This is a genomic window from Agrobacterium sp. FDAARGOS_525 (genome assembly GCF_003938925.1).
Classification (GTDB): domain Bacteria; phylum Pseudomonadota; class Alphaproteobacteria; order Rhizobiales; family Rhizobiaceae; genus Agrobacterium; species Agrobacterium pusense.
In genome coordinates this window covers 1,872,830-1,895,503 of record NZ_RKIU01000003.1, presented here as the reverse complement: position 1 = coordinate 1,895,503, position 22,674 = coordinate 1,872,830, and the positions used below count along the sequence as shown (strand labels likewise).

20 protein-coding genes and 2 pseudogenes are annotated in these 22,674 nt (G+C 60.6%); 10 read left to right on the top strand and 12 right to left on the bottom strand.

Features of this window, described 5'->3' with window-relative positions:
• Window positions 1–183 precede the first annotated feature (183 nt).
• The 3 genes from EGT36_RS10570 (at window position 184) to EGT36_RS10560 (ending at window position 2,821) form a co-directional block, all read left to right on the top strand.
• Window positions 184–1,548, top strand: coding sequence for a dicarboxylate/amino acid:cation symporter (locus tag EGT36_RS10570; RefSeq protein ID WP_004440424.1), 1,365 nt, complete (start codon window positions 184–186; stop codon window positions 1,546–1,548).
• 289 nt (window positions 1,549–1,837) lie between these two features.
• On the top strand, window positions 1,838–2,425 hold the full coding sequence (locus EGT36_RS10565) for a demethoxyubiquinone hydroxylase family protein (RefSeq protein ID WP_125270373.1): 588 nt from the start codon (window positions 1,838–1,840) through the stop codon (window positions 2,423–2,425).
• Between the two features lie 123 nt (window positions 2,426–2,548).
• The gene (locus tag EGT36_RS10560; protein WP_004440421.1) at window positions 2,549–2,821 is read left to right on the top strand and encodes a hypothetical protein; all 273 of its coding nucleotides are present in this window, start codon (window positions 2,549–2,551) and stop codon (window positions 2,819–2,821) included.
• Here EGT36_RS10560 and ppdK read toward each other — a convergent pair.
• Window positions 2,799–5,525 carry a pyruvate, phosphate dikinase gene (gene ppdK, locus EGT36_RS10555; RefSeq protein WP_004440419.1) on the bottom strand — a complete coding sequence of 909 codons (2,727 nt, stop codon included), beginning with the start codon at window positions 5,523–5,525 and terminating at the stop codon, window positions 2,799–2,801. The two genes, EGT36_RS10560 and ppdK, sit on opposite strands and share 23 nt — an antisense overlap.
• A 228-nt stretch (window positions 5,526–5,753) precedes the next feature.
• On the opposite strand from ppdK, the gene EGT36_RS10550 reads away from it, so the two are divergent.
• The gene (locus EGT36_RS10550) at window positions 5,754–6,728 is read left to right on the top strand and encodes a VOC family protein (RefSeq protein WP_037090765.1); all 975 of its coding nucleotides are present in this window, start codon (window positions 5,754–5,756) and stop codon (window positions 6,726–6,728) included.
• Between the two features lie 486 nt (window positions 6,729–7,214).
• On the opposite strand, the gene EGT36_RS10545 is transcribed toward EGT36_RS10550, so the two are convergent.
• From EGT36_RS10545 to EGT36_RS30470, 5 genes are all read right to left on the bottom strand, one after another.
• Window positions 7,215–10,682 (bottom strand): chromosome segregation SMC family protein, encoded by a 3,468-nt coding sequence (locus EGT36_RS10545; protein ID WP_037090767.1) that lies wholly within the window; start codon window positions 10,680–10,682, stop codon window positions 7,215–7,217.
• Window positions 10,683–10,766: 84 nt separating this feature from the next.
• Entirely contained in the window at window positions 10,767–11,447 is a 681-nt protein-coding gene (locus EGT36_RS10540) for a DsbA family protein (protein ID WP_037090769.1), read from the bottom strand.
• A gap of 128 nt (window positions 11,448–11,575) precedes the next feature.
• Window positions 11,576–12,097 (bottom strand): DUF721 domain-containing protein, encoded by a 522-nt coding sequence (locus EGT36_RS10535; RefSeq protein ID WP_037090771.1) that lies wholly within the window; start codon window positions 12,095–12,097, stop codon window positions 11,576–11,578.
• A 27-nt stretch (window positions 12,098–12,124) separates the two neighbouring features.
• Window positions 12,125–12,589 (bottom strand): hypothetical protein, encoded by a 465-nt coding sequence (locus EGT36_RS10530; RefSeq protein WP_034495929.1) that lies wholly within the window; start codon window positions 12,587–12,589, stop codon window positions 12,125–12,127.
• Window positions 12,567–12,803 (bottom strand): hypothetical protein, encoded by a 237-nt coding sequence (locus EGT36_RS30470; protein ID WP_162484560.1) that lies wholly within the window; start codon window positions 12,801–12,803, stop codon window positions 12,567–12,569. Before EGT36_RS30470 ends, EGT36_RS10530 begins: the two co-directional genes overlap by 23 nt.
• Between EGT36_RS30470 and mutY the strand changes: the two genes are divergently transcribed.
• Complete coding sequence (gene mutY / locus EGT36_RS10525) at window positions 12,716–13,825, top strand: A/G-specific adenine glycosylase (RefSeq protein ID WP_052114204.1); 1,110 nt, start codon at window positions 12,716–12,718, stop codon at window positions 13,823–13,825. The genes EGT36_RS30470 and mutY overlap by 88 nt on opposite strands.
• An 82-nt stretch (window positions 13,826–13,907) precedes the next feature.
• The gene (locus EGT36_RS10520; RefSeq protein ID WP_022555751.1) at window positions 13,908–14,519 is read left to right on the top strand and encodes an HAD family hydrolase; all 612 of its coding nucleotides are present in this window, start codon (window positions 13,908–13,910) and stop codon (window positions 14,517–14,519) included.
• 31 nt (window positions 14,520–14,550) lie between these two features.
• Here the strand turns inward: EGT36_RS10520 and EGT36_RS10515 are convergent.
• From EGT36_RS10515 to EGT36_RS10505, 3 genes and pseudogenes are all read right to left on the bottom strand, one after another.
• A pseudogene (locus tag EGT36_RS10515) lies at window positions 14,551–14,840 on the bottom strand (type II toxin-antitoxin system RelE/ParE family toxin).
• A gap of 2 nt (window positions 14,841–14,842) precedes the next feature.
• Window positions 14,843–15,094 carry a type II toxin-antitoxin system ParD family antitoxin gene (locus tag EGT36_RS10510; RefSeq protein ID WP_022555750.1) on the bottom strand — a complete coding sequence of 84 codons (252 nt, stop codon included), beginning with the start codon at window positions 15,092–15,094 and terminating at the stop codon, window positions 14,843–14,845.
• 373 nt (window positions 15,095–15,467) lie between these two features.
• Window positions 15,468–16,613, bottom strand: coding sequence for a site-specific DNA-methyltransferase (locus EGT36_RS10505; protein WP_004440405.1), 1,146 nt, complete (start codon window positions 16,611–16,613; stop codon window positions 15,468–15,470).
• 237 nt (window positions 16,614–16,850) lie between these two features.
• On the opposite strand from EGT36_RS10505, the gene EGT36_RS10495 reads away from it, so the two are divergent.
• Window positions 16,851–17,951, top strand: coding sequence for a hypothetical protein (locus tag EGT36_RS10495; RefSeq protein ID WP_037090772.1), 1,101 nt, complete (start codon window positions 16,851–16,853; stop codon window positions 17,949–17,951).
• Here EGT36_RS10495 and EGT36_RS10490 read toward each other — a convergent pair.
• Both EGT36_RS10490 and EGT36_RS10485 read right to left on the bottom strand, forming a co-directional pair.
• Window positions 17,911–18,372 carry a DUF1284 domain-containing protein gene (locus EGT36_RS10490; RefSeq protein ID WP_037090933.1) on the bottom strand — a complete coding sequence of 154 codons (462 nt, stop codon included), beginning with the start codon at window positions 18,370–18,372 and terminating at the stop codon, window positions 17,911–17,913. The genes EGT36_RS10495 and EGT36_RS10490 overlap by 41 nt on opposite strands.
• Before the next feature lie 40 nt (window positions 18,373–18,412).
• On the bottom strand, window positions 18,413–19,093 hold the full coding sequence (locus EGT36_RS10485) for a GntR family transcriptional regulator (protein WP_004440402.1): 681 nt from the start codon (window positions 19,091–19,093) through the stop codon (window positions 18,413–18,415).
• A gap of 214 nt (window positions 19,094–19,307) precedes the next feature.
• Between EGT36_RS10485 and EGT36_RS10480 the strand changes: the two genes are divergently transcribed.
• Together EGT36_RS10480 and EGT36_RS10475 are read left to right on the top strand one after the other, a co-directional pair.
• Window positions 19,308–19,997 carry an HAD family hydrolase gene (locus EGT36_RS10480; protein ID WP_037090773.1) on the top strand — a complete coding sequence of 230 codons (690 nt, stop codon included), beginning with the start codon at window positions 19,308–19,310 and terminating at the stop codon, window positions 19,995–19,997.
• Window positions 19,998–20,007: 10 nt separating this feature from the next.
• Window positions 20,008–20,202: pseudogene (locus EGT36_RS10475) on the top strand (BrnA antitoxin family protein); the annotation flags it as partial.
• Between the two features lie 250 nt (window positions 20,203–20,452).
• Here EGT36_RS10475 and EGT36_RS10470 read toward each other — a convergent pair.
• Window positions 20,453–20,992, bottom strand: coding sequence for a hypothetical protein (locus tag EGT36_RS10470; RefSeq protein WP_037090934.1), 540 nt, complete (start codon window positions 20,990–20,992; stop codon window positions 20,453–20,455).
• Window positions 20,993–21,256: 264 nt separating this feature from the next.
• Between EGT36_RS10470 and thrC the strand changes: the two genes are divergently transcribed.
• Window positions 21,257–22,654, top strand: a complete 1,398-nt coding sequence (thrC, locus tag EGT36_RS10465; protein WP_037090774.1) for a threonine synthase — start codon at window positions 21,257–21,259, stop codon at window positions 22,652–22,654.
• The last annotated feature ends 20 nt before the right edge of the window (window positions 22,655–22,674 follow it).

Here is a 22,674-nt window from a genome sequence, read left to right as displayed (position 1 = left end):
CAAGAAGCAGGAATATTTTTCCGCATTGCCGTAGCGTCAGAGAATAATTCCCCGACAATGCAACAAATACGCACGTTCATCCCTTAATTGCTGAGGAAATCGGCGTATTCTCGGCGACCTCCCTCGAGAATGCTTGTAAAAAATGCAACATTCTCGCTTTCTTGCACAATAAAGAGACATGTCATGTCACAGGCAACGACCTCTGCCCGCCCCTCGGGGCATAAACCCTTTTATCGCAATTTTGGCTTTCAGGTTCTGATAGCCATGGTCATCGGCCTGCTGCTTGGCCTTGTTGCCCGCAATATCGGCCCCGACGCCGCCGGTAGCCCCAACTGGCTCTCGGTGACGCTGCAGACCATCGGCAGCATATTCGTCCAGCTGCTGCGCGCACTCGTGCCGCCGCTGATCTTTACCGCCATCGTCGCCTCCATCGCCAATCTCAAGAACCTCTCTAATGCGGCGAAGCTCGTCTGGCAGACGCTGCTCTGGTTCGCCATCACCGCTTTGATCGCGGTCGTCATCGGCATCGTGCTCGGTCTTGTCATCCAGCCGGGCGTCAACACGGCGATCGCCAATACGGCAGCCGCAGCACCGTCCTCCACCGGTTCTTGGCTGGACTTCCTCAAGGGTCTCGTCCCGGCCAACGTCTTCGGCCTCGAAGCATCTACCAAAATCAGCAATGGCGCGGCCAGCACCTCGCTGAATTTCAACGTCCTGCAGTTGCTGGTGGTGTCGATTGCCTTCGGTGTCGCGGCGCTGAAAGCCGGCAAGGCGGCGGAGCCGTTCCTCGCCTTCAACCAGTCGCTGCTCGCCATCGTGCGTAAAATCCTGTGGTGGGTCATCCGCCTTACCCCCATCGGCACCATCGGCCTGCTTGGCCGCGCAGTTGACCAATATGGCTGGACCACGCTGTCGCAGCTCGGCTGGTATGCAGCGGCCGTCTATATCGGTCTCGCACTGGTGCTTTTCGTCGTTTACCCGGCGCTGCTTCTCGCGCATGGCCTGAAGCCCTCGCGCTTCTTTGCGGGCGCATGGCCGGCCATCCAGCTCGCCTTTGTCTCGCGTTCCTCCATCGGCACACTGCCCGTCACCGAAACCGTGACGGAAAAGAGCCTCGGCGTGCCGCGCGAATATGCCGCCTTCTCCGTGCCGCTCGGCGCCACGACCAAGATGGACGGCTGCGCCGCAATCTATCCGGCAATCTCGGCGATCTTCATCGCGCAGTTCTTCCAGGTGCCCCTCGGCATTCAGGAATATGTGCTGATCGTCTTCGTTTCGGTGCTCGGTTCCGCCGCAACGGCCGGACTGACCGGCGCGGTGGTTATGCTCACGCTGACGCTCTCCACACTCGGACTGCCGCTCGAAGGTGTGGGCCTGCTGCTCGCAATCGACCCGATCCTGGACATGGGCCGCACCGCGGTCAACGTCGCCGGACAGGCGCTGGTGCCCACCATTGTCGCCAAGCGTGAGGGCATTCTCAACGAGGCCGTTTATAACAACGCCAAGGACATCGACGCACTCGATGACCGTGAAGTGGCGACGGCCTGAGCAAAGCAATGAACGTGATTGCTCCCTGCGCATCACGTCCCTGCCTCGATGACGAACGCTACCGATGAAGTCATCATCTTGGCGAAACCGTCGTCATTGCAGCCGCCAGCAAAGCTTGCGCGGCTGCAATGAACGCCTAGCCTTGGTCGTCATCACCGATCGTGTAATTTATTTGTTGTTGTGTGAGACTATGGAACTGGACTAAAGGGGCGGCTAGCCCCTACCAAAAAAGCAGAAGCGATTTGTGCCGTGTTCGTGTGAACGGGAGTAGGCTGAGGTAGCATTTCACATGTCCGACAGTCTAGGTAAACACGACCCGGCTCTTACCGTTCGGCGTATTCTCAAGGTCAATCACGCCGGAGAGTTTGGCGCTATTCGCATCTACGGCGCGCAGATATGGATGGCTCGCCGGCTGTTTCCGGACATTGTACCCCCTCTGCAGGAGATGCGGGAAGACGAGATCGATCATTGCCGCCTGTTCAGAGAAGCCATGCCATCCAGAGACGCAAGGCCTTGTCGCGTCATGGCATTTTGGAGCCTCGGAGGTTTCCTGCTCGGTTTTCTGACCGCGCTGGGTGGACGCAACATGATCTGGATTTGCACCGAAGCCGTTGAAAGCACCGTTCACCGCCATCTGGACGATCAATTGGCCTTCTTGCAAACGGGAGATCGCGAGCTTTACAGGCTCATCGCTTCTATCCAGGAACAGGAATTGGCGCATTTACGGGAAGCCGAAAAAAACCAGGCGACACGCGGTCTGGCTCACAAGCTTCTTCTTCCGATTATCGGCTTTCTAACCGACCTGATGATCTGGCTCTCGACATGGGGGGATTCAAGCTGGATGCGCGCTGAAATGGCGCGTTCCAAGCAGACTTGACGACTGGTATGTTCTCGAACCGAACGCAACTTTCCACCCTGCCGCGGCTTTTCCCCGTCCTAAAACAGGCGTATCAATCTCGGCAATAAGTGCCGTACGGCTGTCATATCAGGGAGAAACAAAATGCGCTTTTCCATCGTCTTCGGTGCGCTTGCCGCCATGCTGGCGCTCACGGCATGCCAGACGCTGACACCGGAAGAGCGCCGGGCTCGGGATGAGGCGACATGCCGGGGTTACGGTTTCCGTCCCGGCACTGACCCGATGGCCGGTTGCCTTCTCGATCTGGAAATGGACCGTCGTGCCGACAACCGTGCCTGGCAGGCGCAGATGAACCGCGACATGTTCTACCGTCCCGTGGTGGTGGAGCGGCGCATCATCGTCCAACAGAACCCCTGACGGGGATAAAGGCGACATTGCTTGCCACCTGCCCTTCTTCCGCCCGCGCGGCAAGCGTCGCCTGCGCGGCGGCTAGGCGGGCGATGGGCACGCGAAAAGGCGAGCACGAGACGTAATCAAGATCGGCATTTTCGCAGAAATGGATCGAGGCCGGGTCTCCGCCATGTTCGCCGCAGATACCGAGCTTCAGTTCTGGCCGCGTCTGGCGGCCGCGTTCGGCGGCGATGCGGATCAATTCACCCACGCCATCGAAATCGAGCGAAATGAACGGGTCGCGTTCGATGATGCCCTTACGTTGATAGGTATTGATGAAACGCGCCGCATCGTCGCGGGAAATGCCGAAGGTCGTCTGCGTCAAATCATTGGTGCCGAAGGAGAAGAACTCGGCCGCTTCGGCAATGACATGTGCGCGCAGAGCCGCACGCGGCAGCTCGATCATGGTTCCCGTGAGATATTCGATCTCCATGCCGGTTTCTTTCGCCACCGCCGCGGCGACGCCGTCGATGACCGCAGTCACATAATCCAGTTCCGAACGCAGGCCAACCAGCGGCACCATGATCTCAGGCACGACGGGCGCGCCGGTAATGCGCGCCGCCGCAACGGCCGCTTCGAAAATGGCGCGGGCCTGCATTTCGGCGATTTCCGGGTAGGAGATGGCGAGACGGCAGCCGCGATGGCCGAGCATGGGGTTGAATTCGTGCAGCGCATCCAGCCGCTGGCGGAACACCGTCTGCGGCATGCCCATGGCGGCGGCAACCTCGACGATTTCACCATCCGTCTTCGGCAGGAATTCGTGCAGTGGCGGGTCGAGCAGGCGGATCGTCACCGGCAGGCCGTGCATGATCTGGAAAAGTTCGGTGAAATCCGAGCGCTGCATCGGCAGAAGCTCATCGAGCGCCGCCCGCCTGCCCTTTTCGCTTTCGGCCAGGATCATCTCGCGCATGACATGGATGCGATCGCCCTCGAAGAACATGTGTTCGGTACGGCAGAGGCCAATGCCCTCAGCGCCAAAGGCGCGCGCGGCGCGGGCGTCGGCGGGCGTGTCCGCATTGGTGCGCACGGTCATCCGGCGCAGCTTGTCCGCCCACTCCATCAGCTTGCCGAAATCACCCGAGAGTTCCGGCTGCGTCATCGGCACCTCGCCTTTCAGCACCCGGCCGGAGGAACCGTCGATGGTGATGACATCCCCCCGCTTCAGCATGCAGCCGACGCCGATCAGCACCCTGTTGCGCATATCGACCCGCATGGAGCCGGCGCCGGTGACACAGGGAATGCCCATGCCGCGCGCCACCACGGCGGCGTGGCTGGTCATGCCGCCGCGCGTCGTCAGAATGCCTTCGGCGGCATGCATGCCGTGAATATCTTCCGGGCTGGTTTCGATGCGTACCAGAATGACGCGACGCCCCTCGGCTTCGGCGGCGACCGCCTCTTCCGCGGTAAAGACGATCTCACCCGTTGCCGCCCCCGGAGAGGCGGGCAGGCCGGAGCCGATGATGGGACGGGATGTGCCGGGATCGATGGTGGGATGCAGCAGCTGGTCGAGCGACGACGGCTCGATGCGGCAGACGGCTTCGTCCTGCGAAATCAGCCCTTCCTCCACCATATCGACCGCGATTTTCATGGCGGCGCGAGTGGTGCGCTTGCCGGAGCGGGTCTGCAGCATCCAGAGCTTGCCGCGCTCGATGGTGAATTCAAGATCCTGCATGTCGCGGTAGTGGGTTTCCAGCCGCTTGCAGATCGCCAGGAATTCGGAAAAGGCTTCCGGCATCAGCTTTTCCATGGATGGCTTGTCGGAGCCGGAGGCCAAGCGTGCGGCCTCGGTGATGGATTGCGGCGTGCGGATGCCCGCCACCACGTCTTCGCCTTGCGCATTGACGAGGAATTCGCCGTAAAGCTCCGCCTCGCCTGTCGAGGGGTTGCGGGTAAAGGCGACGCCGGTTGCCGAGGACGAGCCGAGATTGCCGAAGACCATGGCCTGAACGTTAACGGCCGTGCCCCAGTCGCCGGGAATATTGTGCAGGTGCCGATAGGTCACGGCACGGTGGTTGGTCCAGCTGGCGAACACGGCGCCAATTGCGCCCCAAAGCTGGACGTGACAATCCTGCGGGAAGGCTTCGCCGAGCTCATCTTCGATCAGCTTCTTGTAGAGCGAAACGACGTGCTGCCATTCGACCGCCGACATGTCCGTATCGTATTCATGGCCAAGCCGGCCTTTTTCATCTTCGAGGATTTCCTCGAACATTTCATGGTCGAGACCCATGACGACATCAGCATACATCTGGATGAAGCGGCGATAGCTGTCCCAGGCAAAACGCGCGTCGCCCGCATCGTGGCCCAATGCCTCGACGGTGCGGTCGTTGAGACCAAGGTTCAACACCGTGTCCATCATGCCGGGCATGGAGGCGCGCGCGCCGGAACGGACGGAGATGAGCAGTGGCGACTGGCTGCCGCCGAAGGTCTTGCCGGTCACGATTTCCATACCATGCAGGCCGGCCATGACCTGAAGCTTCAGGTCATCCGGGAGATCGCGGCCGTTCTTGTGATAAAGCGCGCAGGCGTCGGTAATGATGGTGAGGCCGGGGGGAACGGGAAGGCCGAGACTTGCCATTTCGGCAAGGTTTGCGCCCTTGCCGCCCAATATCGCAACGTCACCTGCCCGGCCTTCGGCAGCACCGTTGCCGAAGGTATAAACCCATTTTTTCATTCCACGCTCTCCACCCAGAAGCGTTGTCATTTTTCTATCATCTACAGCATTGGCGGCACGTTGGGAACGCCGCAACGCGTAGTTTACATCGCAGTGCAGCATAATTGCGGCGAATTGCGCGCCAGAATTGCCTTAAACAGGACATAACAGCAGCATTGACGCATTCGTGTAGTGCGCTGAAACGGAGTGTTACCTAAGCCATTCAAATCGCCGACAAAGAGATTATTCATGCAATTTACCCGCCGCCACACGCTCAAATTTGCCGGAATTTCCTGCGCCGCCACCGCCCTTGCCGGTGCGCTAAGAGCCGAGGGCGGAGCTTCCGCCGCCGTCGATCCCACCCTGCCCTTTGCGTTGACGACGCCGATGCATATCGGCAAGGCGGCGCTGCGCGTGCGCGAACTCGATCCGATGATCGATTATTACCGTTCGGTGCTGGGTATGAACGAAGTGGAACGCACGGCAAGGGGCGTGACGCTGGGTGTCGGGACCGTCCCGCTGCTCGATCTCGATCACAAGCCCGCAGCGGATTTCGAGAGCCCCACCTCTGCCGGCCTGTTCCACGTCGCCTATCTGATGCCCTCCCGCAAGGATCTGGCGCGCTGGCTGGTGCATGCGGCGCTGAAGCAGGTGCCTCTGACGGGCTTTGCCGATCACAATGTCAGCGAGGCGATCTATCTCAACGATCCCGAAGGTAACGGCATCGAGGTCTACAGCGATCGTCCCACGGACACATGGGTGTGGAGCGGCAACGTGGTTAAAATGGGCACCGAGCCTCTCGATGTCGATGATCTCGTAAAGCTGACCGATACCAAAAACAGTGATTATGACGTCGCCCCCGCGGGAATGCGCATTGGCCACATCCACCTGCGAGTTGGGGACATCGCCGCTGCCCGCGCCTTCTACGAAGAGGCCGTCGGCCTCAAACCGACACAGGATGCGCGTTCCGACGCGTCTTTTCTCTCTTCCGGTGGCTATCACCACCATCTGGCGGTGAATACCTGGAACAGCCGTGGCGCAAAGGAACGCAACGCCATGGAAACCGGCCTCGACTGGTTTTCAATCACCGTTCGCAACCCCACCGATCTCCAGGCGCAGAAAACACGGCTACGGGCCGCGGGTTATGTGCTGGTGGAGATGGAGAATAATGTCGTGGAAGCGATCGACCCCTGGGGCACAAGGTTGCGGCTTGTGCCAGGGTGAGTGATGGTGGCCTCCATGCATCATGGGCCGAGAAACTCGCACACTGCGCGGGCAGTTGCAGCATGCCAGTGTTTACAGTGATTGGCTGCGTCGCCTCTCTCCGTCATTCCGGCCTTGAGCCGGAATCCAGTCGACGCGGCTATCGCGCGACGGGAAGAGTCCTTTCAGCCCAAGGACTTGGGCTGGCTGGATACCGGCTCAAGGCCGGTATGACGGAAAGAGGCTTACTCCCCTGACACAATTGCCAATGCAAACCGCCGCGCAACCCTATGAACCCGGAAAAAGAAAGCCTTGCGAGGCCACGGCAGCGGCCTCGCAAGGCATTCCATCCGGTACAGGAAACCGGATGGTGGGGTCTCAGGAGAACCTTTGGCTCTTGCGAAAGACATAGCAAACTGCCGCGCAATGTCGCTCACCCGAATGGGTGATATGGCAAGATAAATTGACATTGAGCAAAACCAGAAATTGAATCCCGGAATTGTCGCCTCAGACGGCTTCGCGCAACTGTTCGGCGGTCTGCAAATCAACAGACACCAGTTGCGACACGCCCTGCTCCGCCATGGTGACGCCAAAGAGGCGGTTCATGCGCGCCATGGTGATGGGATTGTGAGTGATGATGACGAAGCGGGTTTCGGTGGAGGCCACCATTTCATCCATCAGGTTGCAGTAGCGCTCGACATTGTGGTCATCGAGCGGCGCGTCCACCTCGTCCAGCACGCAGATCGGCGCGGGATTGGTGAGGAAGACGGCGAATATCAGCGCCATGGCCGTCAGCGCCTGCTCACCGCCAGAAAGCAATGTCATGGTCTGCGGCTTCTTGCCCGGCGGGCGGGCGAGGATTTCGAGACCGGCTTCCAGCGGATCGTCGGACTCGATCAGCTGCAATTCCGCCGTGCCGCCGCCGAAGAGATGCGTGAACAGCCGCTGGAACTGCGAATTGACGACATCGAAGGCGGCAATCAGCCGCTCGCGGCCCTCGCGGTTCAGGCTCTGGATGCCGGCGCGCAGCTTGCGCACGGCATCGATGATGTCGTCGCGCTCCTTGATCAGCGCCGCGAGCTTGGCGGAAAGCTCGGCCTGCTCCTCCTCGGCGCGCAGATTGACGGCGCCAAGCCTTTCGCGCTCGATCTTCAGCCGGTCCAGATCGCGCTCGACATCACGGATATCGGGCTTTGGCTGGTCCGGGCCAAGGCCGGTCAGGCGAAACGCCATATGCGGCTCGGTATTCAGCGTCTCGCGGATGCGATGTTCCGCCTCCTGGCGCTTCTCGCGGGCGGAAACCAGGCGCTCTTCGGCGCGGCCGCGCTTTTCGCGGGCTTCGGCCAGTTCGGAAAGCGCCGTTGCCGCCAGCCGGTCGGCGGCGCGCTGCAGGTTTTCCGCCTCGGCCAGCCGGTCGGCGGCCGCGCGGCGGGCGTCTTCGGTCTTCTGCAATTCGTTGAGGAGGTTGCGGCGTTTTTCGTCGAATTCCTCGGGCGCAATGTCCAGCTCGGCGATTTCCTCGCGCGCTTCTTCCTCACGTTCGCGCAGCGTGGCGATATGATCGGCGGCACTTGCCGCCCGCGATTGCCAGGTGGAACGCTCCTGCCCGATTGCCTGAATTCTGCGCTGGCGGCTTTCCGCCTCGCGGCTCACACCTTCATGGCGGGCGCGCGCTTCCGCCAGCAGGCCGCGATCGGTCGCGACTTCCAGCTGGCTTTCACGCAGCTTGAGATCAAGCACGGAAAGATCAGGCGCATCTTCCATCTCGATACGGGCATTTTCTTCCTGAACGGCGATCTCGTCGATCTGCGCGCCGATCTGGTTCAGTGCTTCGGAGACGATATCCCGGCGGCGCAAAAGATCGCCCGAGGCGCGTTCGGCCGATGTCAGCGCCTCGCGTGCCTCGGCAAGCTGACGGGTCGCAAGCCGGCTCCGGTCGCGCACGTCCGAAAGCCGCAATTCGCTGCTTCTGATCTCCTCGGTTTTCGCGGCAAGCTGGTCTTCGGCCTCTTCCAGAATGGAGCGGGCCTCATCCAGTTCGGTTTCGATTTCGGCGAGGCGGTTCTTCTGCGACAGGCGAAGTGCCGCAGCGCCCGGCGCATCAGCGCTGGCGACATGGCCGTCCCAGCGGAACAGCGCGCCTTCACGCGTCACCAGCCGCTGGCCGGCCTTCAGCGACGGCAACAGCCGCCGGGCCTCCGTGACGTCTGCAACGACGCCGATCTGTGCAAGGGCACGCCTAAGCGCATCCGGCGCCTGAGCATAATCCAGAAGCGGTTTGGCGGTCTGCGGTAAGGCAGGATCATCAGAACCGTCGCCATTACCGGCCCAATAGGCAGGTGCTGCGGCATCAAGCGGACTTTCCAGATCGTCGCCAAGCGCCGCGCCCAGTGCCGCCTCATAACCGCGCTCAACCGTCATTTCTTCCGCCACCGGCGTGAAGCTGCCATTCGCGGCGGCGCTTGAAGCGAGGATTTTGGTGATGGTACGCGCTTCCGTGTCCAACGCGTTCAGGCGGTTTCGCGCCGTTTCCAGCGGCCCGCGCGCCATGGCTTCGGCGGAACGCGCCTCGGCAACGGCAGCGTCGGCCTCTTCCACGACGATCAGCGCATCTTCGACGGCAATCTCGGCTGCCTCAACCGCTTCGCGCCGTTCCGCGGGGTCCGGAAGGCCGGAGAGTTTTTCGTCGATGGCCTCGATCTCGGCCGTTGCTTCCTGCGATTGCCGTTCGAGCCTCAGCTTGCGGTCGGAAAGATCGCGGATCGCCCGCTCCAATTGCTGCCGGGCGGCGGCGGCTTGCGCGCGCTCGGCGGTGATGGCGGTGAAGATGGCTTCGCTTTCCGCCAGCTTGACGGACGCAGCTTCGAAGGCTTTGCGCATTTCGTCGGCATGGCGGCCGGAATCGGACAGGATTTCGAGGAGCTCGGCTTCTTCCTCATCGAGCCGCGCGAGTATCTGGGCATTGTCGGAGACCAGCCGCTCCTCGCGGATAATATCCTCGCCAAGCTGCGACAGACGGCGCGCCAGCTCGTCACGACGGCGGAGCAGGCGGTTTGCTTCGTCGTCAAGCTGGGTACGGGCGATTTGCAGGCGTTGCAGGGCAGCGGCGACTTTCGCCTCGTCCTCGCGCAGCTCCGGCAGCTTCAGGCTGGCGATGCCCTGCTGCTTTGCCGCCTCCATCTGCGCCTGCGCCTTTTCGGCGACGATATTCGTGGCCTGATTGAGCGCGCTCTCCGCCTCGCCCTCGGCTTCCTTCGCCTCTACCCAGCGGATATGCAACAGGGTCGCCTCGCGGGCGCGGATATCGGCGGACAGCATCTTGAAACGGTTGGCTTGGCGCGCCTGCCGTTTCAGGCTTTCGATCTGGCTCTCCAGCTGCGCGGTCACATCCTCGAGCCGCTCCAGATTGGTCTCGGCGGCGCGCAGGCGAAGCTCGGCCTCATGGCGGCGCGAATGCAGGCCGGAAATGCCGGCCGCCTCTTCCAGCAGCTGGCGGCGGGCCTGCGGCTTGGCGTTGATGAGTTCGCCGATGCGCCCCTGCCCCACCATGGAGGGCGAGCGTGCGCCTGTGGAGGCATCGGCGAAAAGAAGCTGTACATCCTTGGCGCGGGCTTCCTTGCCGTTGATGCGATAGACGGAGCCGTTTTCGCGCTCGATGCGGCGCGTCACCTGAATTTCATCGGCATCGTTAAAGGCGGCAGGCGCGGTGCGGTCGGAATTGTCGAGATAAAGGCCAACTTCGGCGGTGTTTCTGGCCGGGCGGTTACCGGAACCGGAGAAGATGACGTCATCCATGCCGGAGGCGCGCATGTTCTTGTAGGAGTTCTCACCCATCACCCAGCGCAGTGCTTCAACAAGGTTGGACTTGCCGCAGCCATTGGGGCCGACAACGCCGGTCAGACCGGGCTCGATGATGAATTCCGAGGGCTCGACGAAGGACTTGAAACCGACGAGGCGGAGCTTGTTAAACTTCATGCCGCCCCGCTCCGGACAGAAAAACGGCAATAAAAAACGGGCGTGCGGAAATATCCGCCGCCCGTTTTCTGAAGGCTTCGGTAATCAGAGCAGCTTGTCGATGACAGCCGACATGGTTTCAACCGACATGTCTCCTGCGTATTTCTTGCCGTTGATGATGAAAGTCGGCGTGGAGTTGACGCCGAATTCCGTCGCACCGCGTTGCATGGTTGCGTTCACATCATCCAGAAGTTTCTGGTTCGTCAAGCAGGCCTCGAAAGACTCCTGTGAGAAACCGGCCATTTTCGACATTTGCAGCAGGGCGGCGCGCGCATCCTGCGCAACGGCCCAGCTCTGCTGCTGCTTGAACAGCATGGAAACGAAGGGGAAATACTGACCTTCCGGTGCGCAGCGCGCCAGCATGAAGGCGGCAGCGGCGCGCGGATCGAACGGGAATTCGCGGAGCACGAAATAGACCTTGCCGGTATCGATATACTTCTTCTTGATTTCTTCGAAGGTCTTGTTGTGGAAGTTGGCGCAGTGCGGGCAGGTCATCGACATATATTCGACGATCTTGACGGGTGCGTTGGCATCGCCGAGCGCTGCTTCCGGCAGCGGGCCGGGCTTCATTACCGCAGCCATATCCACATCGCCGGTGGATTCAGGCAATTCCTGCGCCTCGGCGATGCCAGACGTAAAGGCAAACGGCAGGGCCGTGGCGATGGCGGCAAGAGCAACGCCGCCGAGAAGGCTGCGACGGGAAATGGTCAGTTCGGGAAAATGCATGAAAGCACCTGTTGGTAATAGACTCTATTGTCCGTTGATTCCGATATAGCGACGGCCTGTTCATCACAAGCGGGGTTCTGAACTCTTCTTGTCAAAGAATTGTGACCAGTCAAGGACGGCATCTTGCATCAAATCGTCCTGCGCCCCGGCTTCTTCTGCAACACCGCCGTACCCAGCCTCTCCACCGCCTTGCGCAGCGCCTCGCTTTCAATGCCGTCCATCATGTCATCGAGACGTTTTGCCGCATCGCCGCGCAGGGGCTGCGGTTTGCGCCGGCGGGTGATGGTTTGCGAGACGGGCTTCTGTACGATCCTGATCTGGCGCACGGCCGGAAAGCCGAAAAAGCCGTTGATGCGAGCAATGAGTTCGCCCTGCGCGTGGGTGAGAAATAGCGCGCGCGCGCCTTCGCAGGCGATCGTCAGCACGCCGGGGTGATATCCGCCACGGTCCGGGCCTTCGTCGCGGCGCGGCCAGGTGATCTTTTCGGGGCGGGTGCAATCGGCAAAATCGTCCCCGGCGATCTCGTCCCAGGAGCCGAGCAGCGCCGTGTTGATGCCGGCGCGTTTCGACAGGACCGGGTCCATGATGCCATTGGCGACTTCGGCGATCTGCACGACGCCTTTGCGGAATGAATCTGCGGGTTTCTTCATGCTCTCCTCGACAGGGGCCAAGCGGCCTCAAGCGGTCGCGCCATCGTCATCTTCTTCGCCGCGCCACAATGCGCGGAATCGTCGCCAGTCCCGGCAGGCACCCAAGCGTATCATTCCCGCCACCAAACATCCAAAGAGGAAATAGGCCACAGCCAAAAACTTCAGATGCGATATTCCCGGCTTATCCGACATAACGGCAATCACCAACATGCAGGTGAGCACGATGGAGAGGTATATCCACAGGCCATGGCAGAAAATCGCCCAGAAACCGGATTCGATAATTCGAAAGCGGCGCGAGGGCTTGCCTCTCATCTTCTCCAGTTCACGGACTTCGCCGATCAGGCAGGAAACCACAAAGGCCACGCAGTTGTGCCGCCCGAAACACAGCCGGCCAATATGGTTCAACAGGCTTCCAATCAGGCACAGGGCCAACAGAACCCCGATAACATAAAGCAGCGGTTGGGGTATATTATCCAGCAGCGCATTCAGCATGAGGCTCTTCTTCCAAAATCGGATCATGGGTTTCGATGTCGGGCATTCGTTGCCGGATGCGGTTTTCCACGTCGCCGTCGCAGGCTGCTGTTGCAGATTGCCGTGCCGTGTCTATGTTCAGCGGCGATGAACACACATACGCGGCAACACATATCACATCCGACAGCGGAACAACTTCTCGCATGGTATGACCGGCACCATCGCGAACTGCCATGGCGCACGTCTCCGGCCATGGCGGCACAGGGAAAACGCGCCGATCCCTATCACGTCTGGCTGTCGGAGGTCATGTTGCAGCAGACGACGGTGCAGGCGGTGAAACCCTATTTCCTGAAGTTTCTCGCCGCCTGGCCAAGCGTCAGCGATCTGGCCGCGGCTCCGGTCGAGGATGTCATGGCGGCCTGGGCGGGGCTCGGTTATTACGCCCGCGCCCGCAACCTTAAAAAATGCGCGGAAGCCGTGGCGCGCGACCATGGCGGGACCTTTCCGGACAGCGAAGAGGGGCTGAAGAAACTGCCCGGCATCGGCGATTATACGGCCGCGGCCGTGGCGGCCATCGCCTTTAACCAGCCGGCGGCGGTGATGGACGGCAATGTGGAGCGCGTCATCTCCCGCCTCTTCGCCATAGACGCTCCCCTGCCCGGCTCAAAGCCCGCCATGAAAGCGAAGGTGGCCGCGCTTACGCCTTCCGACCGGCCCGGCGATTTCGCCCAGGCGATGATGGACCTGGGTGCTACGATCTGTACGCCGAAACGGCCGGCATGCGCGCTCTGTCCCTTCAACGGCCACTGTCTTGCGCTTGCCCATGACGAGCCGGAGCGTTTTCCGGTCAAGGCGGCGAAGAAAGCAAAGCCGGTGCGACTAGGGGCCGCGTTCGTGGCGGTGAATGCGAGCGGCGAAATCCTGCTCCGGCGGCGCGTCGAAAGCGGGCTTCTCGGCGGCATGACTGAGGTGCCGACAACGGCATGGACCGCCCGCATGGACGGAGGCACGGAGGCGAGCCATGCGCCCTTTGCCGCCGGCTGGCAGGCGGCGGGCGTCATTACGCATGTCTTCACCCATTTCGAACTGCGGCTCACCGTCTACCGCGCGCAGGTACCGGACGGTCTTAAACCCGGTCCGGATGACGAATGGTGGGAGCCGGTTACAAATCTTGACGCGCAGGCGCTGCCAACGGTGATGAAAAAAGTCATCGCCCAAGCTATTCCATCCGCGTATCGGCCCGAAAATCGAAATTGATTTTCGACAGGCACGATGCGCAACTCAAAGATTTAGAGCGTCTTTCGGACGCTCTAACGTTCGATGAAAGCAGGAAATTTCGATGACCAAGATTGAGCATATCGTATTCGACATCGGCAAGGTGCTGATCCATTACGATCCGCATATTCCCTATAGCCGCCTCATTCCCGATGCCGATGAGCGCCAATGGTTCTTCGAGAATGTCTGCACCCATGACTGGAACCTCGAGCAGGATCGTGGCCGCCGCTGGGAGGATGCTGAAGCTTTGCTGGTGGAGAAGTTCCCGGAACGGGAAGAGCACATCCGCTCCTTCCGCAAGTTCTGGCACGAGATGGTCTCGCATTCCTATGACGACAGCGTCGCGATCATGACAGGCCTTATCGAGAGCGGCCACGACGTGACGATGCTCACCAACTTCGCCTCCGACACTTTTCGTGAGGCGCAGAAGATGTTCCCCTTCCTCACCCTGCCGCGTGGCGTCACCGTTTCCGGTGACATCAAGCTGATCAAACCGGATGTGGCGATTTATGAGCTTCATGCGCGCGATTTCGGGCTCAATCCCGCCGCAACTTTGTTCATCGATGATACGGCGATCAATGTCGAAGGCGCAAAGGCCGCCGGCTGGCAGGCGGTGCAGTTCACCGGCGCGGAGAAGCTGAAGCAGGATCTGCAGGCATTTGGGGTGGCGGTTTAGGTTCCGCCCTTAAGTCACCTCGTGGCATGGATTAAGGCTCATTGCCCCAGTCCTCGTGCCCATGGCGGACGCGGACGATGAGGACGTCGTCGTCCGCCTCAACGCGATAGACCACCAGATGTGCTCTGAACGGATGAATGCGCACCGACGGCGACAACTCGTTACGCTCGCGTGCGATCCTCGGATTCCGTGATATCAAGTCGAATATTGCGAAAAGTTCGCATGGTACTTTCGCGCTTGCTGAGGTCCAAATAGGTCGATGCCTTCTTGCGCTATGCGGATGACGTCTTCTTCCGCAGGCAGAGAAAGGCGAAATCCCATGATCAGCCAATTTTACGTTTCATGGAGCGGGCTTCGGCCTCAGCAAACAAGGCATCTTCACAACGATGACCGGAGGGAGCCTGCAATCCTTCGTCCACCAGACCCTGCATGGCAGCGATCTTTTCGCTCCGCTCCTGATCCTTTCGGATGAGATCTCGTACATAGTCGCTGGCATTGGAGTAACGGCCCGTTTTAGACTGCGCTTCGACCCATTCCTTCATCTGGCCGGGCAGCGAAATATTCATGGTTACCATCTTCATCTCCTATGAAGACAGAGTGCAGATTTTGGCAAGGTTTGTCAAAAAGATCAGGAAAAGAAATTGGCGCAGGCGGAAATGGCGGTCTCCGGCCTGCGCCAGTCCTGCCGCAAGCGGCATTGGACGCAATGTTTTTGTGAGTTGTCCAGACCGGATTTTCACAACCACTGCTTTGATTAGGACAGTAGTTGTCGTCTCTTGCGCGAAACTTGTCTATCTAAAATTTTATATTCGAAAATACCAACGCCCGACACGATGTGCCGGGCGTTGGTCGTTCTCCATCCGGGACTGAAGGTACTAAACCGGACGGAGACGTATTCTGGACAAGGGCGGGCGGTGGATCGGTGCCTTCAAGCCTTTTCGGCTTGGACTATTCGGCCTTTGCCAGTTCACTGCGGATGATGGCTCGGAGATCATCGATCGGCTTCAGGTCGTCGCCGTCTTCGAAGTGCCAGAACGTCCATCCGTTGCATGCGTCGAGACCCTGCACCTTCGCGCCGAGGCGATGGATGGAGCCGGCGGTTCCGGCGGATGCGAGCGTACCATCCGCACGAATAATGGCGCTATAACGGCGCTTTGCATCCGTCAGCACCTGGCCGGGACGGACGAGGCCGCTTTCCAGCAGGGTGTTGAAGGCGACGCGCGGCTCGGCCTTCTTGCCGGTCATGACCGTCAGTTCCGCCTTGCCGAGCGGTTCGACGGCGGCGATGCGGGCGGCGGCGGCATCGATATAATCCTGCTCGCGCTCAATGCCGACGAAGTGGCGGCCGAGGCGTTTTGCCACCGCACCCGTGGTGCCGGAGCCGAAGAACGGGTCGAGCACGACATCACCCGGTTTGGTGGAAGCCATGATGATGCGGGCAAGCAGCGCTTCCGGCTTCTGGGTGGGGTGCACCTTCTTGCCGTCCTCACCCTTCAGCCGCTCATGGCCGCTGCAGATAGGGAACAGCCAGTCGGAGCGCATCTGCACGTCGTCATTGGAGGCCTTCAACGCATCGTAGTTGAAGGTGTAGTTCTTGGCTTTCGGATCGCGGCTCGCCCAGATCATGGTTTCATGGGCGTTCTGGAACCGGCGGCCCTTGAAATTGGGCATGGGGTTGGTCTTGCGCCAGACGATATCGTTGAGGATCCAGAAATCGAGGTTCTGGAGCGTGGCGCCGACGCGGAAGATATTGTGATAGGAACCGATGACCCAGATGGTGCCGTTCGGCTTCAGCACGCGGCGGCAGGCGAGCAGCCAGGCGCGGGTGAAGGCATCATAGGCCTCGAAGGAGGCGAACTGGTCCCATTCGTCGTCGACGGCATCAACGAGCGACTGATCGGGCCGGTGCAGCGTGCCGCCAAGCTGGAGGTTATACGGCGGATCGGCGAAAATCGCGTCCACCGACTGGCTCGGGAGGGCATCCAAGGCAGCGACGCAATCACCCTTTATGATGCTGTCTTTCCAGGCGTCACTCTCACCTGCACGATCAAAACCGGCATGCCGAAAATCGGCCAGCGGAAAAACTGCTGCCATTGGTACTCGCTCCATACGCTTACTCTCTACTGAGGCTTATGGTTACCGAAGATGGTTATCAAAGCCTGAACAAGTCACGGAAAATGCGAAATAAATGGCTCTCGCGGCGCACTGGCGCAATTTGCGGAGACCGGCGGGGAACCCGAAGTCCGGCGAAAACGTTGTGCACAATGGGTTCTCCTGTGCCCGCTCATTCGCGCGGCAGGAAGAGCCATTATGGCAGAGGGGTAGTCCGCAATGGGGTCCGTGATGAAAATGGCGTCTTTTTCCATGAATGTCGTTTGGGCCGCACTTTTCGCGGTCGCGCTGGCAACGCCCTCGCAGGCTCAGCAACCGAACCCGCAATATAACGTCATCACCGATGCGGTTTTGTTTGATGGCGGCCCCTCCCTCGGCAACAGTGACAGGGTGCGCTGGGATTTCTACAAGGCCGACAGCACGGGCGGGCGCACCGACGAGAATGCCGGCGGTTCCTATGACGCCACCTTCGAGGCGAAGCTGCCAGCGGGCAGATATGTGGGCGTGGCGGCGCTGGGCAATGTGACCCGCGAAATAGCGTTCGAGGTGAAGGACGGAAGCGTTGCAAGGCCGAAGGTAAATTTCGATGCGGCCGAACTGACTGTCGTTCCAAAACGCAGCCCCGGCGGCGATGTGGAGACACAGGCGAAAACTGAAATCACCAAGGATGATTTCAAAGACAGCGTCTATGGCCAGGATACCGTCTTCGTGCCGGCGGGCGAAGTGCTTCTCACCGGCAGCGTCGGCCCGGCGCGGGCGCAGGAGAAGCTCACCATGAAGGCCGGCGACAAGATCAGCCACGAACTTGTCATTCCGAGCGGCGTGGTGATCGCCAAGGCCGTGTATGCGGAAGGCGGCAGGGCGGTGGAAACGGATGATATCCGCTTCGAAGCGATGTCAGCCAAGGAAACCCTTGACGGCACGCGGGAGACCATCAACGGCATTTACGGAACCGGCAAGATGATGGAAATGCCGGCCGGTAATTTCGTCATGCGCGCACGCCTCGGCAAGGTGACAGTGGAGCAGCCGTTCACCGTGACAGCCGGAAGACGCACGGAAATAACCATCAATCTCGATGCGGGCGTACTCGCAATTACCGCCCCCGGCGCGGAACGGATCGACATTGTCGAAACGACCAGGGACCTTCAGGGCACGCAGAAGGAGATTTCCGGCCGTTATGGCACGCAGCATCAGGAAACGCTTCATCCCGGCGATTATTCGGTGAAGGTAAGTTACGACAAGAAGTCGGGCCGCGATCCGAAGGAGATCAAGGCGACGGTCAAGGCTGCCGAGAGAACCGAGACGCGTGTGCCGGAGTAGGCCTCGGCCGCAGCCCTGCTTGAGGCTCCGGCTGTTCGCCGATTTTCACGCCAGCAAAGCCTGAAGCGACAATGCGGTCGCACAGCCTGTTCCACTGGCAGCCTCGACAGGCCTGCCTGATATCTCCCGCTGCAAATGCCAGACGCATCTTGGCAAGGAAGTCCGGCGTCGCCTGCAACCGCTGGCCGGCAGCCAGCGTCTCGCCCAAAAGCACTGACACCGAAACGCGGGCCGTCTCATCCCGCTTCACAACACCTTCGTTGAAACAGTGGGCATGGCTTTCACACAACAGGCCCTCGCAGATGTCGTCGGGGCCATCCACCAGCTCGATATCCTCTTCCCCGGCATTCAGGCGGTCGGCTACACGGTCGTAATTTTCGACGAAGCCGGATGTGTATCCCTTGCCCACATAGGTGAGCATGCAGAGAAGGTGGTGGGGCCGGAGGCGGACGGTCAAGGGCCTATCCGACAATGGCGAAGGCGTCGCGCACCGAGCCGGACGAGGTGCGGATCGCCTTGCGGCCGATCCATTGCACATGCCCGTCAAGGATGCGCACCGCCTCTTCGGCGCGGCCGCCGCGCAGCGCGTCGATGATCGCCCGGTGATCGGTATCGGTGCGGCGCTCCCAGCCGGCCCGCCAGGCGGAGAACAGGAAACGGGCGCTTGCCGCATGCAGGCCATCGATTGCTTCCATCAGGCGCGGCATGTTGCAGGGCGCGGTGATGAGGCGGTGGAAGCGGCGATTGGCCTCCTCCCAATGCTCGACATCAACGGCGCTGTCGCCTTCGAGCGTGGCTGCCTCCGCCTGATCGAGAATGGCTGACGTCATGTTGGGAATGGCGTGGCGCAAAGCCAGAACCTCAAGAGCGGCACGCATTTCCGCCACCTCGCGCACATCATCGAGACCGAAATCCGCGACCCTGACACCCCGGCGCGGAATGCTGGCGGCAAGTCCCTGCGCTTCCAGCCGGCGGAATGCCTCGCGCACCGGCACATGCGAGGCGCCGAATTCGGCGGCGATGTGATCCTGCCGCAGCCTTTCGCCCGGCGACAGCTCACCGCGAACGATGCGGTCGGCAAGCGTGCGGCTGATGCGGGCGGCAATGGTATCTTCAGGCGAATTTTTTGCTGTCTTGGGCATAACATCCCATAGCGCATATGGCGCGACCGTGTGTAGAGGTTTTTGCAGCAAGCCAGAGCAGACTGTTATGACACGCGGCACCCTTGCCCGCGGCCTTCAAGCTATGAGCCTGACGGGACTGTCCTTTGCTGGCGAGCCGGTTGAGCTTGGCGCGGACATGGTCTAAAAGCCCGGCATCATTTTCTTCCAGCCAAATCCGATACAGGGAGCGCCCATGAGCGGCTTCGACCTCATTATTTTCGACTGCGACGGCGTTCTGGTCGATTCCGAAATCATCGCGGCACAGGTGGAATCCAGCCTTCTGACCGAAGCCGGTTATCCGATCTCGGTCGAGGAAATGGGGGAGCGTTTCGCCGGCATGACCTGGAAGAACATCCTCCTGCAGGTGGAAAGCGAAGCCAGCATTCCGCTCTCAGCCTCGCTGCTCGACAAATCGGAAAAACTGCTCGACATGCGGCTGGAACGCGACGTGAAGATCATCGAGGGCGTGAAGTTCGCCCTGTCCCGCCTGACGACGCCCCGCTGCATCTGCTCGAACTCTTCGAGCCACCGCCTCGATATGATGCTCACGAAAGTAGGCCTGAAGCCGTATTTCGCGCCGCATATCTATTCCGCCAAGGATCTCGGCGCTGATCGCGTGAAGCCGAAGCCCGACATCTTCCTGCACGGCGCAGCGCAATTCGGCGTTTCCCCCGATCGCGTGGTCGTGGTCGAAGATTCCGTGCACGGCATCCATGGCGCAAGGGCCGCTGGCATGCGCGTCATCGGCTTTACCGGCGCGTCCCACACCTATCCCAGCCACGCCGACCGGCTGACAGATGCGGGCGCCGAAACGGTGATCTCCCGCATGCAGGACCTGCCGGCCGTGATTGCAGCAATGGCAGAGTGGGAAGGCGCGTTTTAAGGAGGTAGCTGTGGTGGCATCCCAGACGGAAAAGGAATTCGTACCCGGCCAAGGCTATACCGAAGCGGATTGGGATGCTGTCGACTTTCCCGAAATGACAGATGAAGAGCTGGCAAATGCGCGTCCCGCCAGGGCCGTTTTGCCGCCAGCTTTTTTTGAGGCTGTGGAGGAGTATCGAAACTCCAGTAGCCGCCCGTCAGCGGAGAAGGCGACGACTGTGGGAAAACCCTCCGGTTAAAACGCATGGAAAGTGGTAGACCTCTCCTCCGTCATGCCGGACTTGATCCGGCATCCAGTCACGGCGCGTCTGCGCCGTGAGAAGAGTCTTTTGCGATCAATGACTTGATCGCGCTGGACCCCGGATCAAGTCCGGGGTGACGGAATTCGGACCTTTGCGCGCAATCAGCACCGAAGCCTGCCGAGCATCCTCCGGCTTTTACATTTTGCCCGTCAAATCACCGGCGCTTCGTCTTAGCCTTCGCGCCCTGCTCTGCAAAGCCGATATAAACGCTGACAGACCTCGGAGCGCCGCCCGGTCCGTTGGGAATGGCGACGTGGTCGTTGTTGAAGATGAACTGCGTGCCGGCCCCGCCTGCGGGAACATCGATGGCGAAATTGGTCGTTTCACCGAAAATCTCGCCGTCGCCATCCTTCACCGTCACCCGGATCGGCACGGTGACGCGGCCGGGCTTGGCCATCGGGCCGGGAACGAGGCGGCCCTGGGCCAGCACGTTGACGGTGAGCGTCGATTCATTGGCGGTGCAGGAGCGCGTCGTATCGGACAGCGAGACCTGATAGGCGAGTTTCTGCGGATCGTCCTTGGCGCCGCCGGCATAGACGCGATGAACGGCATTGCCGTCGAGAACCGTCACGGCCGGGCAATTGGCCTGAACCACGGCAGCCGTTGGCGCGGCCTGCGCCGCCGGCGGGTTGACGGCAAGCGAGTCCGACGGGTTGGAGGAATTGCATCCTGCAACAACGACGAGAAGCGACATCGCGGCGGACAAACGCAAGAAATTCCCTGACACTCTTCTAATTCCCTCTCCATTGTCCCGGAACAGAACCGGAGACGCTGTTTATTGACCTTTCACCCAGGTTGGCGATGGTCTATAGCAGCGACGCCGGAAAAAATCGATTGGCATGTTCGGTTTTGCTTGAATTTTCAAAAAAGCGCTTCATGACCTCGCCAATCGCCTCAATTCGGTGAGACGCTGCGGAAAAGACGCCGATCACATCGGCAACGGATAAGGGACTATCTCGTGGAATATGTATCGACCAGGGGTGCGGCCCCTTCGCTTGGTTTTTGCGACGCGCTTCTGGCAGGCCTTGGCCGCGATGGCGGGCTTTACATGCCGCGCAAATGGCCGTCCATGTCGAAAAAGGAAATCCGCAACCTGCGCGGCAAGTCCTACCAGGATGTCGCCTTCGAGGTTCTCTACCGTTTCACCGGCGGCGAAATTCCGGCCGACAAGTTCAAGGCGATGATCGACGACGCCTATGCGACCTTCCGCCACCCGGCCGTCGTTCCGCTGACACAGACCGGTCCGAACACCTTCGTGCTGGAGCTTTTCCACGGCACCACGCTCGCCTTCAAGGATGTGGCGATGCAGCTACTCGCCCGTCTGATGGATTACACGCTGACGGAACGCGGCGAGCGCGCCACCATTGTCGGCGCCACATCCGGCGATACGGGCGGGGCGGCGATCGACGCCTTTGCCGGGCGCGAGCGTACTGATATCTTCATCCTTTTCCCGAACGGCAAGGTCTCTCCGGTGCAGCAGCGTCAGATGACGACCTCCACGGCTTCCAACGTGCATGCGCTCGCGATCAACGGCAATTTCGACGATTGCCAGACGCTGGTGAAGGAGATGTTCAACGACGTGAAGTTCCGCGACGGCGTGAAGCTTTCCGGCGTCAACTCCATCAACTGGGCGCGCATCATGGCGCAGGTGGTCTATTATTTCACCGCGTCTCTGTCGCTCGGCGGCCCCGACCGGAAGGTGTCCTTCACCGTTCCGACAGGCAATTTCGGCGATATTTTCGCCGGTTACGTCGCCAAGAAGATGGGCCTGCCGATCGACAAGCTGGTCATCGCGACCAATGACAACGACATTCTGGCGCGCACGCTGAAGACCGGCCGTTACGAGATGCGCGGCGTCAAGCCCACCACCTCGCCCTCGATGGACATCCAGATTTCGTCCAACTTCGAGCGACTGCTGTTCGAAGCCTACGACCGCGATTCCGCTGCCGTTAAGTCATCGATGGATGGCCTCAAGCAATCGGGCGCGTTTGAAATTCCGGAAAAGGCGCTGAAGTTCATCAAGAAGGATTTCCGCGCCGGACGCGCCACCGAAAAGCAGGTGGCGGCGACCATTCGCGACACGCTTGAAAAGACCGGCTACCTGATCGACCCGCACACGGCAACAGGTGTTTTCGTGGCGGAAAAGCACGAAAAGCCCGCAACGCCAATGGTGGTTCTGTCGACCGCCCATCCGGCAAAATTCCCGGCGGCTGTAAAATCCGCTTGCGCAATCGACCCGGCGCTTCCAGTATGGCTCGCTGACATCATGAACCGGGAGGAGCGTTTCGACATTCTGGATGCGGAGCTCAAAGCCGTGGAAAGCTTCATCGGCAAACATGCTCGCGCCGGCAAATAGAGACGCGGAAAGACGTTGAG